At 55.9% G+C, this 15244-nt stretch carries 14 protein-coding genes, 1 tRNA gene and 1 pseudogene; 13 read left to right on the top strand and 3 right to left on the bottom strand.

Annotated features, from left to right (window positions below; translation table 11 throughout):
- Positions 1 to 10: 10 nt before the first annotated feature.
- Positions 11 to 898, bottom strand: coding sequence for an SDR family oxidoreductase (locus tag XM38_RS12250; protein WP_088429994.1), 888 nt, complete (start codon positions 896 to 898; stop codon positions 11 to 13).
- Between the two features lie 1210 nt (positions 899 to 2108).
- On the opposite strand from XM38_RS12250, the gene XM38_RS12245 reads away from it, so the two are divergent.
- Complete coding sequence (locus XM38_RS12245) at positions 2109 to 3038, top strand: isopenicillin N synthase family dioxygenase (RefSeq protein ID WP_088429992.1); 930 nt, start codon at positions 2109 to 2111, stop codon at positions 3036 to 3038.
- Positions 3038 to 3952: an FTR1 family protein gene (locus XM38_RS12240; protein WP_088429990.1), complete on the top strand. Its 915-nt coding sequence runs from the start codon at positions 3038 to 3040 to the stop codon at positions 3950 to 3952. The genes XM38_RS12245 and XM38_RS12240 overlap by 1 nt, the downstream gene beginning before the upstream one ends.
- A 39-nt stretch (positions 3953 to 3991) precedes the next feature.
- On the opposite strand, the gene XM38_RS12235 is transcribed toward XM38_RS12240, so the two are convergent.
- Positions 3992 to 5539 (bottom strand): metallophosphoesterase family protein, encoded by a 1548-nt coding sequence (locus XM38_RS12235; protein ID WP_088429988.1) that lies wholly within the window; start codon positions 5537 to 5539, stop codon positions 3992 to 3994.
- A gap of 232 nt (positions 5540 to 5771) precedes the next feature.
- On the opposite strand from XM38_RS12235, the gene XM38_RS12230 reads away from it, so the two are divergent.
- The 4 genes from XM38_RS12230 (at position 5772) to XM38_RS12215 (ending at position 9828) form a co-directional block, all read left to right on the top strand.
- Complete coding sequence (locus XM38_RS12230) at positions 5772 to 6725, top strand: aldo/keto reductase (protein ID WP_080812955.1); 954 nt, start codon at positions 5772 to 5774, stop codon at positions 6723 to 6725.
- A gap of 294 nt (positions 6726 to 7019) precedes the next feature.
- Complete coding sequence (locus tag XM38_RS12225) at positions 7020 to 8153, top strand: mechanosensitive ion channel family protein (RefSeq protein WP_088429986.1); 1134 nt, start codon at positions 7020 to 7022, stop codon at positions 8151 to 8153.
- Between the two features lie 41 nt (positions 8154 to 8194).
- Positions 8195 to 9316 (top strand): mechanosensitive ion channel family protein, encoded by a 1122-nt coding sequence (locus tag XM38_RS12220; RefSeq protein ID WP_080812952.1) that lies wholly within the window; start codon positions 8195 to 8197, stop codon positions 9314 to 9316.
- A 38-nt stretch (positions 9317 to 9354) separates the two neighbouring features.
- Positions 9355 to 9828, top strand: a complete 474-nt coding sequence (locus tag XM38_RS12215; RefSeq protein WP_088429984.1) for a hypothetical protein — start codon at positions 9355 to 9357, stop codon at positions 9826 to 9828.
- Positions 9829 to 10008: 180 nt separating this feature from the next.
- Here XM38_RS12215 and XM38_RS12210 read toward each other — a convergent pair.
- Positions 10009 to 10095, bottom strand: a tRNA-Ser gene (locus tag XM38_RS12210).
- Positions 10096 to 10268: 173 nt separating this feature from the next.
- Here XM38_RS12210 and XM38_RS12205 point away from each other — a divergent pair.
- From XM38_RS12205 to rpsD, 7 genes and pseudogenes are all read left to right on the top strand, one after another.
- Positions 10269 to 10637 (top strand): 2Fe-2S iron-sulfur cluster-binding protein, encoded by a 369-nt coding sequence (locus XM38_RS12205; protein ID WP_080812993.1) that lies wholly within the window; start codon positions 10269 to 10271, stop codon positions 10635 to 10637.
- Between the two features lie 48 nt (positions 10638 to 10685).
- Positions 10686 to 11524, top strand: a pseudogene (locus XM38_RS12200) (inositol monophosphatase family protein).
- A 460-nt stretch (positions 11525 to 11984) separates the two neighbouring features.
- Positions 11985 to 12584, top strand: a complete 600-nt coding sequence (locus tag XM38_RS26430; protein ID WP_202978882.1) for a J domain-containing protein — start codon at positions 11985 to 11987, stop codon at positions 12582 to 12584.
- The gene (locus XM38_RS26425; protein ID WP_202978881.1) at positions 12581 to 12922 is read left to right on the top strand and encodes a tetratricopeptide repeat protein; all 342 of its coding nucleotides are present in this window, start codon (positions 12581 to 12583) and stop codon (positions 12920 to 12922) included. The genes XM38_RS26430 and XM38_RS26425 overlap by 4 nt, the downstream gene beginning before the upstream one ends.
- Positions 12922 to 14169 (top strand): ATP phosphoribosyltransferase regulatory subunit, encoded by a 1248-nt coding sequence (locus XM38_RS12190; RefSeq protein ID WP_088429982.1) that lies wholly within the window; start codon positions 12922 to 12924, stop codon positions 14167 to 14169. The genes XM38_RS26425 and XM38_RS12190 overlap by 1 nt, the downstream gene beginning before the upstream one ends.
- Before the next feature lie 61 nt (positions 14170 to 14230).
- On the top strand, positions 14231 to 14458 hold the full coding sequence (locus XM38_RS12185) for an indolepyruvate ferredoxin oxidoreductase subunit alpha (protein ID WP_088429980.1): 228 nt from the start codon (positions 14231 to 14233) through the stop codon (positions 14456 to 14458).
- Positions 14459 to 14542: 84 nt separating this feature from the next.
- Complete coding sequence (gene rpsD, locus XM38_RS12180; RefSeq protein ID WP_088429978.1) at positions 14543 to 15151, top strand: 30S ribosomal protein S4; 609 nt, start codon at positions 14543 to 14545, stop codon at positions 15149 to 15151.
- Positions 15152 to 15244 lie beyond the last annotated feature (93 nt).

The raw sequence follows: 15244 nt of genomic DNA, 5'->3' as shown, positions 1-15244 counted from the left end.
ATCTGCTCACCTATGCGGCAAAACAATCCTTCTTGTGAATCCAGTCTTTCATCGGTGTTAACTGCACTGGCAGCTTTTGTAGAACCGAATCAAGATTGAGCGCTGCTGGTGACTGCGGCTGAGTCACAAACCAGCGATATAAGGCTGTAATCTCAGTTCCTACAGGTTCCCCGATCACAGCATTGATTTGTTCTTCAAATTGATTCAGCGGGATAGGATAATAATCAATCTGACGATTTAAAGCGTGGGCGAACTTTTTGGCAATATCCTCTGCCGCGAGCACTTCTGGTCCTCCAATGTTAAACACTGAGTCAGCTAGTTCTGGATTTTTCAAGGCTTGCACGACATACGCAGCCATATCCTCAACACTGATCCAAGAGGCGCAAAAATCGCTCGGCATCGGATAGGCAACCGTTCCCTGCTGCATGATACTGGGAATAGACCAAGGAGCCGCCAAGTTCTCCATATAAAAAGTGGGTCGCAGAATTATGTAAGGCAAGCCACTTTCTCGGAGGTAACATTCAACATCATGCTTGAGATCTAAAGCTTTTACGCCAGTTTTTGCTTCTGGCACCAGTACGCTGGTGTTAAAAACTAATAATTCTACGCCAGCTTCCTGAGCAGCCTCAATCGCGTTTCTGCCATACTCAAAGACAGTTTCAGTAAACTCTAGTGGCAGCTGCAAAAAGACTCTGTCTACGTCTCTATTGGCCTTCTCCAAACTAGGATGATCGCCCAGATCACCGAAAGCAAGTTCGGCACCTGCTTGCTGCCAAAACTCAGCTTTGTGGCGATCTCGAACCAATAATCTGACCGTAAATCCAGCTTTCAAAAGCTGGCTGACAACAGGTCCTCCCTGGACACCTGTTGCACCGTAAACAAGTACACGCTTCTGCATTTTAGTTATCCATCCTACTAAAAAATCATATACCCGGATGTTGCCGATTAAGTGACCTCCTAATCGGTAACACGCGTGTAACCTTGAAAATCAACTTCGAGAAACTAAGCTAGCATAGATAAACTGCTACTATCCCAATAGCTCAGTCAGCCTGCAAAAGAAAAGTTGATTATGCTTTAAACTCCGTTTAACTTTCCGATTAAATCTGTGCAAGACCTCACAGTTTCAGATGGTATTCGGAATTCCAAGATGCTGCAAGTAGTAACAAATATGTAACTTATTGAGATAAGAAACTAATGTTCTAAAAGGATCAAATATTAGGGGTAACTGAAGGGTAGCCGCGACGAAGTGCCATAAGCTCGAAACGCTTGATATCAAGGGATTTAAGGCGTCAACTTTTATGAATTCCAAATGTCATCAAGCGTCTAAAAGATAAGTTTGACGGCTATCCACATAAAGCGGGACAAAAGCCTACATAGGAAAACCCTGCGATAGAGCGCTAGGGCCAGTATCGTATCCTCAAAGACGATTCCGAGGATACGATAATCACTATCAGCAAATCGCAGCGAGGCTGGCAGACAAGGGCTCTCAAACAATTCGGTCAATCGCCGCCGCCACCGGAATTTCCAAAAGCAGTGTCCCTCGTCATCAACAGGCATTGAAGCGTCGTCATCAGAATTTAGGCTCAATGTTTTGGGAAACCTCTGCTGGCGAGCAGTGGCTAAAACGACTGGTGGTGGCAGCCATCTATGTGTTTGGCATCAAACGTGGAGTGGGAGCTGAGAGTCTGTGTGAGTTCTTCCATAACCTCCATATAGGGCAGCATATTGGCGTATCTGCATTAGACTTTGCGGGTGTGATAACGACTGGGACACTCGCGTTGAATGAGGCGTCCCGAAAATGCAGCCCGTCGCTCGCGCCCCCGCCCCTTCGCTGCTATTCAACGCCGTGGCTGTCACTGAACTAGGGCTCGCAGGCGGGCCATTGGGGTGCCGGTGCGCTCATTAAATCGCTTGCCGCCCATTGTTTACGACCTGTGGTCTCTGGCAGTGAGGACAATCCGTGGCTCTGGAGTAGTTGCCCTGCAACCTTTTACCCATCACCGTCTGACAGGCCAGTGCCCCGAGCATCCCAGGTCAGCCTAAAGAGGCGGTAAAGTGAACATTAAGAGCCGATAGCTTCACCAAGCCTTCACACGGCAGTTGCCAGAATGATCTCCACAATTCCTTGCCTTGACTTACAGGATTATCGGGCTGAGGCCACGACAGCTGACTTTGTGGATGCCTTAGGGCAGGCGTTGGCAGAGGTGGGATTTTTCGTCTTGGCTAATCCAGGCATCGATGCCCAGCTGATTGCCTCGGCCTATGAGATGACTCAGCGGTTCTTCGAGTTACCCCTGCAGACAAAGCTGCAATACGAGCATCCTGACATGAAAGGGCAGGGGGGCTTTACCCGCTTTGGCCGGGAGCATGCCAAGGATTGCCTCCTGCCGGATCTGAAGGAATTTTGGCATGTCAATCGGTGCGATTTAGAGAGTGCAAATGCTCCCTGGCCAGCTGAAGTGCCTGGCTTTCGGCCAGCGATGATAAGCCTCTATGGCCAACTCGACGCCTGTGCGGCGCAACTGTTAGAGGTCTGTGCCCTCTACCTAGGGCAATCGCGGACCTGGTTGCAGGACATGGTTATCGGCGGCAAGACGGTGCTGCGCCTGGCCCATTATCCCCCGGTTCCCGCGGCAGCCCCCCCTGGCAGCTTACGGGCAGCGCCCCATGAGGACATCAATTTTATTACACTGCTCTGTGAGGCGACGGCACCGGGGTTGGAAATTCATAGCCGCGATGGCCGCTGGTTGCCGGTGCAGGCGGCACCGGGGCAGATTATCGTCGATACGGGCGATATGTTGCAGAACCTAACCAATGGCTGGCTGAAGAGCACGACTCATCGGGTGGTGAATGGGCCAGAATCTGGCCAGGGGCGCCTCTCGATGCCGTTTTTCGTCCATCCTCGGCCCCAGGTGGATCTGAGTCCCCAGCCTGACTGTGTGGCCCGTACTGGCGGCAGGGAGCGATTTCCCCGCTGGACAGCGGCGGCCTATTTGAATCAGCGACTGCAGCAGATTGGCCTGGCTGCCGAGGAGTAATGGCTAGTAGTGTGATGGGACCATTAATAGTGCTGTTTTTAAGCCACAGCCTGGCGGCGGCCATGACTGTGGGAATTTTGTCGGCCTGCCTAGAGCAGGCCAAGCAACCCAGCCTGGGTCGCTGGCTTTACGGTGGCGTGATCGTTGGTGGTGTGGGTAGTGGCTTACTGGCAGTGGTGCTTCAACAGGAATTACAACAGATCACCCCGGTACTTCCTGAGCTAGGGGAGATTATCGGTGCCTCCCTAGAGGTGCTCTTCGGTGCGATCGCATTGGTCCTACTCAGCTGGATTCTGCTCTGGTTAGCCCGCCAAGCCCGCTGGCTCAACGCCGACTGGAACGAGCGCATCGCCGCACCCAAACAACAGAGTGAAACCACCGGCTGGAGCCTATTCAGTGGCACCTGTATCCTGATGCTGCAAGGGGGCATCGCCATCACTCTGGAGTTGCCCAAAGATATCCCCCTGGCAGCGATGGCGATCGCTATCCTCCTGGCCGGTGCCTTAGCCCTGGCCATCGCCACTGGCATCGCCCTGGTTGGTCGCCAACTCTCCCTAGCGCGATTTTTTCAACTGGGAGGGGGATTGCTGTTGCTAGTTTTGGGCGGTTTAGTCTTAACCACCCTGGGGCAGTTAGACGCCTCGCTGGCCAGCATCAGTCGTCTTGGGGTTGGTGCTACCGATCTCTGCATTTCTCGACAGTCTTGTATCCTGGGACCACTGCTCTGGGATCCCTACACCTGGCTACTCGGGCAACTGTCCTCGGCAGACCTCCCTCCCTCCCTTGGCTACACCTATCAGATTTACCTGCTACAGGTTGTCATCTCCGCAGTGATCTTGCTGGTCCTAGCCATTCGCTACTTCCGGGATCTGGGATTAGCCCTGGGGGAAGCCACCGGCGGCAAAGGGGCATAGCTGGGGTCACTCCCTTGGCCTAGAGTCTCTCGCAGCCCCCTACAGCACCAACTGTGCCAAGCCGTAATCCTGCCACTGCTGGTGGTAGCGCTCTGAAATATAGGGCCGCACCACGAATTTAGGAGGGTGCCCCGGCTGCACATCGATCCGCAGAAACGAATAGGGACGCCGTCGTTCCGAACGATGGCCCGTCAGCCCCACAAACAATTGCGACTTAGCCACCAAGTGGTTGCCCTCATAGAGGTCTGCCCCCTCCGGTCGCTGCCGCCGTAAACTGAGGCCACTGCCACCACAGACAATCCAATTGAGATGGGCGTCGCCATGGCCTGTCTCCACCGTGCGCAGGTATTCAAAACAGTGGGCATGACCACAGAGCACCAAATCCACCAACGGTTGCCCACTAGGGGACGGTGATACCGCCACCGCTACCCGATCCAGCACCCAGCGCAGATGCTGACGCACCGCCAAAGTCTGGCCCTGGTGCCACTTGGTCACCTCACTCACATAGGGAGGATGGTGAAAATAGAGCACCCGTCCCCGTACCGTCGGCGTGCGCCAAGAGGCAATCAACCGCTGTGCCAGCCACTCTAACTGCTGCCAATCCACATGGAGGGCCTGCGGCGGTGACGCATCCGGCGGTGGTAGTTGCTTCTCCAGGTCCAACAGCACTTCATCAAATTGCTCCAGCTTAGCCTGCAAATCATCCCAGCGCTCAGCCACCGTCTCCCCTTGGCGGTGCAGTTGGGCCGCTTCCTCTAGCACCTGTTGCCGTTGGTGGTGCACCGCCTGCCGCCGGCGCTGCAACTGCCGTCGATAGTCTTCAGAGGCACTGGGAGCAGGGGCATTAAAGGTGCTGGAATCGAGGGCAAAAAAGTCGATATCACCATGGCGAAATTGGTAATAGCGATTCGGCAAGCGAGTGAACTGCCCGGGGCGATATCGCAAGCAATACCCTGTGTCGGTTGGGACCGTGTAATGGGTCTGCAAGTGCTGGGGCAATTGAGCCGCCGGCACTCCTTTCAGATAATCTAGAAAGGCCCGGGCAAAGGCATCGCCATCGTAGGAGCCGTGCCAGCCCACATTGGGCTCTAGGTTGCCCAACCACCGTCGCAGGGGCTTGCTGGCCCGAATCAGCCACCCGTAGAGGGCGGGCAGATTATAGTAATCATGGTTGCCCAACACCGGCAGAAAGGGATGGCGAAACACCATGGCGTCATAGGCAATGTGCTGAGGCTGCTCACCTCCCACTAACCAGTCCCGGTAGGGTGCGATGAAATTGGCCGGATATTGTTCGCTCGACCCCACCTGATAGACCACATCCCCCGTGTGCAAGAGAAAACTACAGTCCTCTAGATGGGGCACCATGCGCCGAGCAATGCGGCGCTGGGGATGATGATCGGGGTGGGGCCCAGAGCCACTGTCACCAATCACCAAAAATGAAAAGGCCTCCTGAGCAGGAGAAGTGTCCTCTATCTGCAACCGGGTCTGGTCGATATGGGCTCGCTGAATTAGCGGATGCTGCCAACGGACTCGCCCTTGCATCTTGCGAATCTTGGTGGAGATGGCCGGGTCAAGGATGGAGACCATAGGAGCGACAGAAAGCGATGGGGTCTAGGGACAAGCGGGTAGCCCGTCAGTGGGGCTGCCTATGTCTAACCTACTGTCTCTCTGAGCATCTTGGCAGCTGAGTATAGACCCAACACGAGCCGCGTCTAGGCATTATTTCTGACAGCGAGGCCAATCTCTACCGCGGAGTACTAGACAAGGGAGCTGGCCTCAATTCGTAGGTTAGGGTGGAATCAGTCGATCGGGAAAGCGGATGAAGACCTTACAATTTAGCAACCGTGATCAGATGCCGGTGTTGGGATTAGGCACTTGGAAGTCTAAACCTGGTGAGGTGTACGGGGCGTTGAAGACGGCAATCCGCCTCGGCTATCGCCACATTGATTGCGCCTTCATCTATGGCAACGAAGCCGAGATTGGCCGCGCCCTGGCGGAATCTTTCCGGGACAATGTGGTGGCTCGGGACGAGCTGTGGATTACCTCCAAACTCTGGAATGATTCCCATGCCCCTGAGCAGGTGCAGCCGGCTTTGGAAAAGACCCTGGCTAATCTGCAGTTGGACTATCTGGATCTGTATTTGATTCACTGGCCTGTTTGCCTGAAACCGGGAGCGAGCTTTCCCCTCACCCCAGAGAAGATGATTCCTCTGGATGAGCTGCCCCTCACTACCACTTGGGCAGCCATGGAGGCGCTGCTGGACAAGGGGCTGTGCCGCCACATTGGCGTCTCTAATTGCAGCATTGCCAAGCTGACCTCGCTGCTGACAGCGGCCCGAATCAAGCCGGAAATGAACCAGATCGAGCTGCATCCCTACCTGCAGCAGCCGGCTATGCTGCAGTTTTGTCGGGATCAGGGGATTCATCTGACCGCCTATTCTCCCTTAGGATCTGCTGATCGGCCTGACTCCCTCAAGGCGGCTACCGATCCGGTGCTGTTAGATGATCCCACCATCGCAACGATCGCAACTAATCATCAGGTCACCCCAGCCCAGGTGTTAATCAGCTGGGCCATCCACCGTGGCACCGCCGTGATTCCTAAGTCAGTCACACCGGCCCGCATCGAGCAAAATCTGGCGGCGGCTAAGGTGTCGCTGACGCCAGATGACATGGCTGCGATCGCACGGTTAGACCGCCATCATCGCTACGTCAGCGGCGAATTCTGGGTAGTCGAGGGCGGCCCCTACACCCTAGCCAACCTCTGGGATGAATAGCCTTCGCCGGGGATGCCAAAAGTCTGCCCTCAGAGGACATTTGGGAACTCGGCTGAAAGGTTGCAGGGTACTTTCCAAACATCCTCTCAGCTAGTCACTACCGCCACTCTTTAGGCGGTTGCCAGCTGCGTCTGCGATAATCCCAGGGGATTTACACTGAGTCTGGCTCGATAGTGAGCCTGTCCCGCCAGGCAACTCTACCGAGCCGGACCGGTCAAGAATTGGCCAGCGGTAGGTAGGCGCTCGCGATGGGGGCGTCTGGCGCGACGCTGGCAGTGGCGTTGGGGATAGACCATGATCAAGCGTTTCTTACGAGCCATTGGCCTCAGCCTCGATTTGCCCGATGTGGTGATTGGCATCGTCGTGGTGCTGCTGGGGCTGACGGTGCTGTTGGGGGTGCTCTGGGGGGTTGCTATCTCGCGGCGGCGGTGGCTCAATTTGGCTCAGCCCTGGGCCCAGCAACTGCAGCTAGACCAGCCTCTGGAGGTCTTGCAGACGGTGGTGTCTCCCTATCGGGGCTGGCTGCTGGCGGCCGTTGCCGCCACCGGCGTGGATCTGCTGGTGCTGGCTAATCCCATGCCCCCTTGGCTGGTGGGGCTGGAGGGGTTGCTGAGTTTTCTGCTGGCCGTCAGTGTCACATTACTGGGGTTCAAGCTGTTTTCTGAACTGTTTGATACTTATGTGCTGGGGGCGACCCTGGAAGAGGAAGCCAAGATCAACACCGAGTTGCTGACCCTGGGTAAATTCGTCAGCAAGGCCGCCATTGTGTTGGTGGTGGTTTTCTTTTACGCCCAGGCCCATCGCTATAACCTGGTGGGGTTATTCGCCAGTTTGGGGGTGGGGGGATTTGCGATCGCATTTGGCTCCCAAAAGATCGTCGAGCAGATCCTCTGGAGCATCGTGCTATATATCGATCGCCCCTTCACCGTCGGCGACCACATTCACCTACCCGACCGCACCCTGGGTAAAGTAGAATCCACCGGCTGGCGCTCCACCAAAATTCGCCTATCCGGCAAAAATACCTTGATGGTGGTGCCCAACAGCAACCTGGCGCAGGTGAGCATCGAGAATCTGACCAATGCCCAACGGGTGATCTCCATGGTGACATTGACCTTCCCGCGCTCCATGGCCAATGAAGAACAAGCCCTGATCGAGCAACTGCTCCTAGAGAGCAGCCGCGATATCTTAGGCATCGACCATCAGCTCACCCAGGTCACTTTCGAACCCCTCAGCGACCCCTCGGGCCAGGCCTATGTCCAGGCTCAGGTGATTTTCTTCATCTTGGGGGCCACAGCCACGTCCATGGAATTACGTAAGGGCCTCCTAGAAATGGCGCGGGAGAATATTATCCAACAACTGCAAGTCTATGACATCAGCTTCGATATCAAAGAAAGCATCATCGACATCAATCAACCGATGAACGTTTAAGGGATAGCCACCTTATCCAGCTTTATGAAGGATTAGACACGATGCCCATCGAGCGCGAAATACTACACTATGTCTTGGAGCTGATGACAAGGCTAGTGTTATTTTCCTTGGCCGTGGCCATCTCTCCCGTCGTGGGGCGATGGTTATTGGGACTAATCAGTAGGGGGGTAAAACTACTGGGTAACTATCAGATTACCGATGATAAATCGGTCTATGAAAGCTACATTCAACCGTTTCAAAATTCTCTCACCTTGACCGGGGCCTTCGCCTTCATTGCCATCTGCCTGAATGTGCTGATTCAGTACGAGGATCTCTACAACTTTTTAGGCGTTTTTGTCTATTCCGCCCTATCTGTTTGCATCATCTGGTTCGCCTCCAAACTGGCCCGCCAGATCATTCATCGTTCCGTCATTGGCCTGGTCAATCGCTGGTTTGGTGAAGTCAGCGAAGTGGTGCTGATTTTTGAAACCTTGATCTACGTATTGATCATCATCTTGGCCATCATCGTGTTTGCCATTGGCCTGCGGGTGAATTTGATCGCCCTCGGCGCTAGCGTTGGTATCAGTGGCGTCGCCATTGCCTTTGCCGCTCAACAAACCCTAGGCCGCCTGTTTGGCACCCTAGAACTCTATCTGGATCGTCCCTATGTATCTGGAGAATACATTCGAGTCAACTTCAATCCCTACGGAGAGGATGTCTATGGCTTAGTGGAAGCCATTGGATTGCGCTCCACCAAGATTCGCATTGTCGCTCAAAACACGATGATGATTGTGCCCAACTCCACCATGGCCGGTAAAAACATCGAAAATGTCAGCCGGGGGAAAAAGACCATGGCCATGCTGTGCCTAGACTTTTCCAGGCAACTACGGGTGGACGAGCAAGCCCTGGTAACCCGTACCATCGAACAGGAAAGCCGCTTTTTCTGGGGCTTCGACAAGACCAGTACCCGGGTTCAATATGGCACCACCGATGAGCCCAAGTATCCTGCCACCCGAGCCCGGGTGTTCTTTTTTATCACTAGCCCCACCGAGAATTCTCTGGAATTACGCAAGCGACTCTTAGATCTGGCGAATTCTGCCATTGCCCAGCGCCTGGCCGCTCAAAATTTGCGATTTGTCGTACCGGAACCGACGGTGTACATCGATTCGCCGATGACGCTCTAGTGACGCTCTAATGACGCTCTCACCTTCAGCAGATTTTTATGAATACTCCATCCCCGTCCGAGTCCACGCCCAATCCCCAGCATCAGGACGACGTGCTGGCCATGCTACAGGAGCAACAGCAGGCCCTTAAATCTAACCTAGAAGAGCTACAGGGTCGAACCAACCGACTGCGAGGACTGGTGCAAACCCTGGTGTCGGGGTTGGTAATCGCGGTATTGTTGGCCATCGGCATCTCGGGGTGGTTTGCCTATCGCCTATTGGTGCAAGAGCAAATCGTGCAGCGGGAGACGGAACAAGCCGCCGAGGCCAACGCCGCCATGCTGGAGCAGCTTGAAACCATGGAAACTGAGCTGCAACGGCAGCAAGAGCAGCTGCAGACCCTGCGGGAAGATGTGCCAGAGGAGTTGACCAGCCTCACCGATACGGTGCAGTCCAATCAGCGGCGGCTAGAGTTGCTGCAGGACCAGATTCAGCAACTGGAAACGGCAACGCCTGCAGAGGGGGATAACTGAGTCGGCTGCAGGGCCAGCGTTTAGCCTGAGAGGATATTTGGAAAGTACCCCGCAACCTTGCTCCAGACTGGATTCTGGCCAACAGAGCCATACGCTCTAAAACGCTTACCCTACAGGGCTTTCAGCCGAGTTTTCAAATGCCCTCTGAGTCTGGTTGAGTGATGTTCGAGGCTAAGCGAACGGAGAGGGAGGGATTCGAACCCTCGTTAGAGTTGCCCCTAAACAGCATTTCCAGTGCTGCGCCTTAAACCACTCGGCCACCTCTCCAGGGACATATTCAGGCTGTCACGAATTGTTATCGTATCAGATTTGCGATCGCATCTGCCCTTAAATTCGCCAATCTTTCGTGCGAGCATGACCTTAGGGGAAATGGGGTTTGCCATCGTGGCTACTGGCCGACCATGGGGCCATCATTTTCCAGTCGTTGCCGCACCCTGACTATGCCTCCTTGCCACCGCGTTCGCATTCACCATCGCCAACAACACCGGACCTACACCATCGAGGTGCCTGAAGATCGCTACATTCTGCAGACCGCCGAAGACCAACACGCCGAGCTGCCCTTCTCCTGTCGCAACGGCGCCTGTACCACCTGTGCCGCCCGGGTCCTCTCCGGAGACCTCTATCAACCCGAGGCCATGGGCCTATCCCCGGATCTACGGGCCCAGGGCTATGCCCTCCTCTGCGTGGCCTATCCCCGCTCCGACCTAGAGGTCGAGACTCAAGATGAAGACGAAGTCTACGAATTACAATTTGGCCGTTACTTTGGTAAAGGCAAGGTTCGCCCTGGTCTGCCCCTAGAGGATGACTGAGCCCCGGCGCTAACGGACCGACCCAGCACCTACCGACCCCATTCGCCTATGACATCCCTTTCCCAAAGCGAGTTACTGCGTCTTCTAGACATTGCCTCAGAGGGCAGCCTTGGCCGCCGGCGCCATCCTTGGAATCCTATTGGGGCAAGCTCGACAGCATTGAGCAAAAGGGGCGCCCCGGCGATCTGGTCACGGCCGCCGACAAAGCCGCCGAGACTGAAATCCTACAGGTCCTGGAGCGTCATGTTCCAGAGCATGGCCTCTTGGCCGAAGAATCGGGCCGGGGGGGCAAAGACAGCAGCCCCTTCCTATGGGCCATTGACCCCCTCGATGGCACCACCAACTATGCCCATCAATATCCCTTCTCTGCCGCCTCCGTGGGGCTGCTAGTCGATGGCGACCCCGCCGTCGGCGCCGTATATGACCCCATCCACCGCGATCTATTTCGGGCGGCAAAGGGGCTGGGGGCAACCCGCAACCGTCACCCGATTCGGGTCTCTACCACCCAGGATTTGCCGGCGAGTTTACTGGTGACCGGCTTCGCCTACGACCGCCAGGAAACCATCGATACCAACTACGCCGAATTCTGCCGCTTTACCCACCTGACTCGGGGCGTGCGCCGGGGCGGGGCCGCCTCTATTGATCTGGCCTATGTCGCCTGTGGCCGCCTCGATGGCTACTGGGAGCGGGGGCTGTCCCCCTGGGACCTAGCCGCCGGCGTGGTGCTGGTGGAAGAAGCCGGTGGCCGGGTAACCGCCTATGATCAGGGCCCCTTTGCGATAGAATCCGGGCGCATCCTGGCCAGCAATGGCGCCATTCATGGGGCCATGAGCGCAGAACTGCAACGGATTCGGCCCCTGCCGGTCGAGTTCTTTGGCAAAGCGTGATACCCCTCGCTAAGACTACGCTTAATTGGGTGGCTCTGGGGGCTCACCCGGGGGAAGGGCCTAGGCCAAAGACAGAAGAGATAAGGCAGAAGACAGAAAACTGAAAAAGACACGTGTCTCAGCGATCTAGTCAGTCTTGATTCGCGGGTCATTGGTCATAGCTGTTAGGGGCTTTTCTGCCTGACGAGTCAACCAACGCAGAGACAGGCATGAACAGGCAAGAGAGTTTTGAATGACTAGCGTTGAGGGTTGAATGCAATCATCACCGAGAGAACTCAAAATTCAAAACTCAAGACTCCCCCACTCCCCCACTCCCCCCACTTCCCTCCCGATCTCGATTGTCGCGGCGTAGGCCTTAATGTGAGATTGAATTAATCCCCCCGGCAAGGCATCGCTAAACTAGGGGAGGCAGAGTAGACTAAAAAGAATTCCCCAGCCCGGCCGCGACCACAGCAGGCACATGAATATTGAGCAAGGTTTGTTCAAACAAGACTTCACAGATTACCACGCCATCTTGGGAGTCTCCGTAGAGGCTGATCCCAAGCAGGTGCGCAAGCGGTATCTGAGAATTGCCCGCAAGCTGCACCCCGATACGCTGGCATCGGCCCATGGTGAGGCCCGCCAGCGGGCCAGCGAATTGCTCTCTAAGTTGGTCAACCCCGCCTACGAGAAGCTCAGCGACGAAAAGGCGGCCAACGAGTACGCCCTGCTGCTGAAGCTGAAGGGACGACAGCTGAATAATCAGATGGCTACGATTGCCCTGGATACGGATGTGGCTCAGCAGTTAGCAAGCTCTAAGAATCTGGAGTTTGCCTACTCAGAGGCGCTGCAAACTCTGGCGGGTAAACAGTATGATTCCCTGGAGCATGTCTTCGACGTCATCGGCCAGATCAGTGAGCTCAATTTGGTCTATTTGATGCGGCGGGCGCAGACGGATACGTCGTCCCCGCCGGGACAGTCCTCCCCATCCGCGCCGGGACAGGGTCTACTGAGACGGCAGCGTCGTCACCAGCTGCCTCCACCGCTCCACCGCCCCCCCCCCGCCGGCATCGAGAGGTGATCCTGGAGAGCTATATCAACCGAGCCCGCACCTTCGAATACAAGAAGGATTATGCCAAGGCGATTTTGGAGTTGCGGGAAGCGCTGCAGGCCCACCCGACCAATGCCGCTTGCCATAGCCACCTGGCCAGTATCTATCTAAAAGCAGGGCAACCGACTATGGCCCGGGTCCATGTCAAACGGGCCCTAGACCTGAATGCTAACGACACCGTTGCCCAATCGGTGCAGCAGGCCCTAGCCCGCGCCGGCCATCAGTCGAGTTCGTCTAAACGGAAAAATAACCAGAATAAGCAGTCTGGCGGCGGGCTGTTTGGACTCTTCGGCGGTAGGAAGAATTGATGGTTTACCAGCCACCGTCTGGGGCTCGGGATCTATTGCCCTTAGATGTTGCCCAGAAACATTGGATCGAAGAGCGCCTGGAGCAGGTATTCCAACGTTGGAGTTATCAGCGCATCATTACCTCCACGGTGGAGAGCCTGGAAACCCTGATGGCGGGGGGCGCTATCGACCAGACGACGGTAATCGAGTTGCAGGGAACCTCAACCCAACGGTTGGGACTACGGCCAGAATTGACGGCCTCCATTGCCCGCACGGCGGTGACTCGCATGGCTCGGGTGAGTTATCCGCAGCGGCTGTACTATGTCGCCAATGTCTTTCGCCGCGCTGCCCAGGGCAGCCATGGGCAGCAGCAGGAACTCTATCAGGCTGGGGTAGAACTGCTGGGCACTGGCGGCGGCTTGGCCGATGCGGAAATGCTGTTGCTGGTGATCGATAGCCTGCGGCATCTCGGCTTGGCCCGCTGGCATTTGGTGCTGGGCAATGCCGGCCTGACTCAGTCGTTGTTGGCGCCGTTTCCCCAGGAGCACCGGGCGGCGGTGAGATGTGCGATCGCACATCTCGATCGAGTTACCCTAGAAATCCTACCCCTAGAGGCAGACCTACGACAACGGGCCCTGCAACTGATGGATCTGCGGGGGCGGCCTGAAGACGTGCTTCAGACCGTCAGTGGCCTAGATCTAAGTGCTGAGCAACGTCATATGGTCGAGGGCTTAAAGACCCTAGTCGAGCTACTACAAGAGGCCACTGCCCAGAGAGCCACTGCCACCATGCCCTCCCTGGTCTTAGACCTGAGCCTGATCGAGACCTTTGACTACTACACCGGCCTAGTCTTCGAAGTGGTAAGCGACACCGCCGCTCGCCAGGTGCTGGGCAAGGGCGGCCGCTATGACAACCTGCTCGGGGTCTTTCATCCCGAGGACATCAGCTATCCTGGCATTGGCTTCATGCTCAGCATCGAAGCCCTGCATCAGGTGCTCATGCCCAGTGGTCAATTACCCCAAACCACCGCCGCCAGCGATTGGCTAGTGGTGCCGCTGCAACCCAGCGCCGCTGCCGCCGCCTTCGCCTACGCTCAGACCATCCGCGAAGCCACCAATCTGGTGCGGGTGGAAGTCTATCTAGAGGCCCTCTCTGCCAAGGATCCCCCGGCAGCCGAGACCGTCCGCATGATTGCCAAGCAGCGCCAGATTGATCGCATCGCTTGGATCGGGCCAGATGGATTGCCAGAAATTGAAACATTACCTTAGGTTAGGGACTAGAGGTGGCTATGAGCAGTCACCCCGTTGATAGACGATTGAGAGGAGTTCCATGCCCCACACGATTGTGACGAATGTTTGCGAGGGCGTGGCCGATTGCGTCGATGCCTGCCCAGTTGCCTGTATCCACGAGGGGCCCGGCAAGAATGCCAAAGGCACGGATTGGTACTGGATTGATTTTGCCACCTGCATCGACTGTGGCATCTGCCTGCAGGTGTGTCCGGTGGCAGGGGCCATTTTGCCTGAGGAAAAACCAGACGTACAAAACACCCCGTCCTGACGATGTAATGGCTATCAAGGCTTGTTTTATGCCTTCCCATAGAGTAAAATTGTAGCTTTGCAAAGCTTTGCGGAGAGAACATACATGGCGCGATATCGAGGCCCACGGCTGCGGGTGGTCCGTCGCCTGGGGGAATTGCCGGGGCTAAGCCGTAAAACGGCCCGCAAGTCCTACCCTCCGGGGCAGCATGGACAGGCTCGCAAGAAGAAGACTGAATATGCGGTGCGTTTGGAAGAGAAGCAAAAGCTTCGCTTCAACTACGGCCTGACCGAAAAGCAATTGCTACGGTACGTGAAAAGAGCTCGGCGAGCCGTCGGGTCCACCGGGCAAGTGCTACTACAGTTGCTAGAAATGCGGCTAGACAACACGGTATTCCGGTTAGGCTTTGCGCCTACCATCCCAGCGGCCAGACAACTGGTGAATCACGGCCATATCACCGTCAACGGTAAACGCATGAGCATTTCCAGCTACAATTGCCGCCCTGGGGATGAAATCAGCGTCCGGGATCGGGATAATTCTCGGCAGCTGGTGGAAACCAATCTGCAGTATCCAGGTTTGGCCAATGTGCCTACCCACCTGGAACTCGACAAGAATAAGTTGACTGCTAAGGTCAACAGTATCGTCGAGCGAGAATGGGTGGCCCTCAACGTCAACGAACTGCTGGTGGTTGAGTACTACTCTCGGAAAGCCTAGGCTGCGTTTAGGTTCTTTGCTGGCGTACGCTGGCATACCCTTACCGCGCTATTGACTATCTCTGCATTACCTCCTTGGTCCGTCAGCCAGGGA

It is taken from the genome of Halomicronema hongdechloris C2206, from assembly GCF_002075285.3.
Lineage (GTDB): Bacteria > Cyanobacteriota > Cyanobacteriia > Phormidesmidales > Phormidesmidaceae > Halomicronema_B > Halomicronema_B hongdechloris.
Note: the sequence above shows the minus strand (reverse complement) of the source record. Positions and strands in the feature narration are given on the sequence as shown.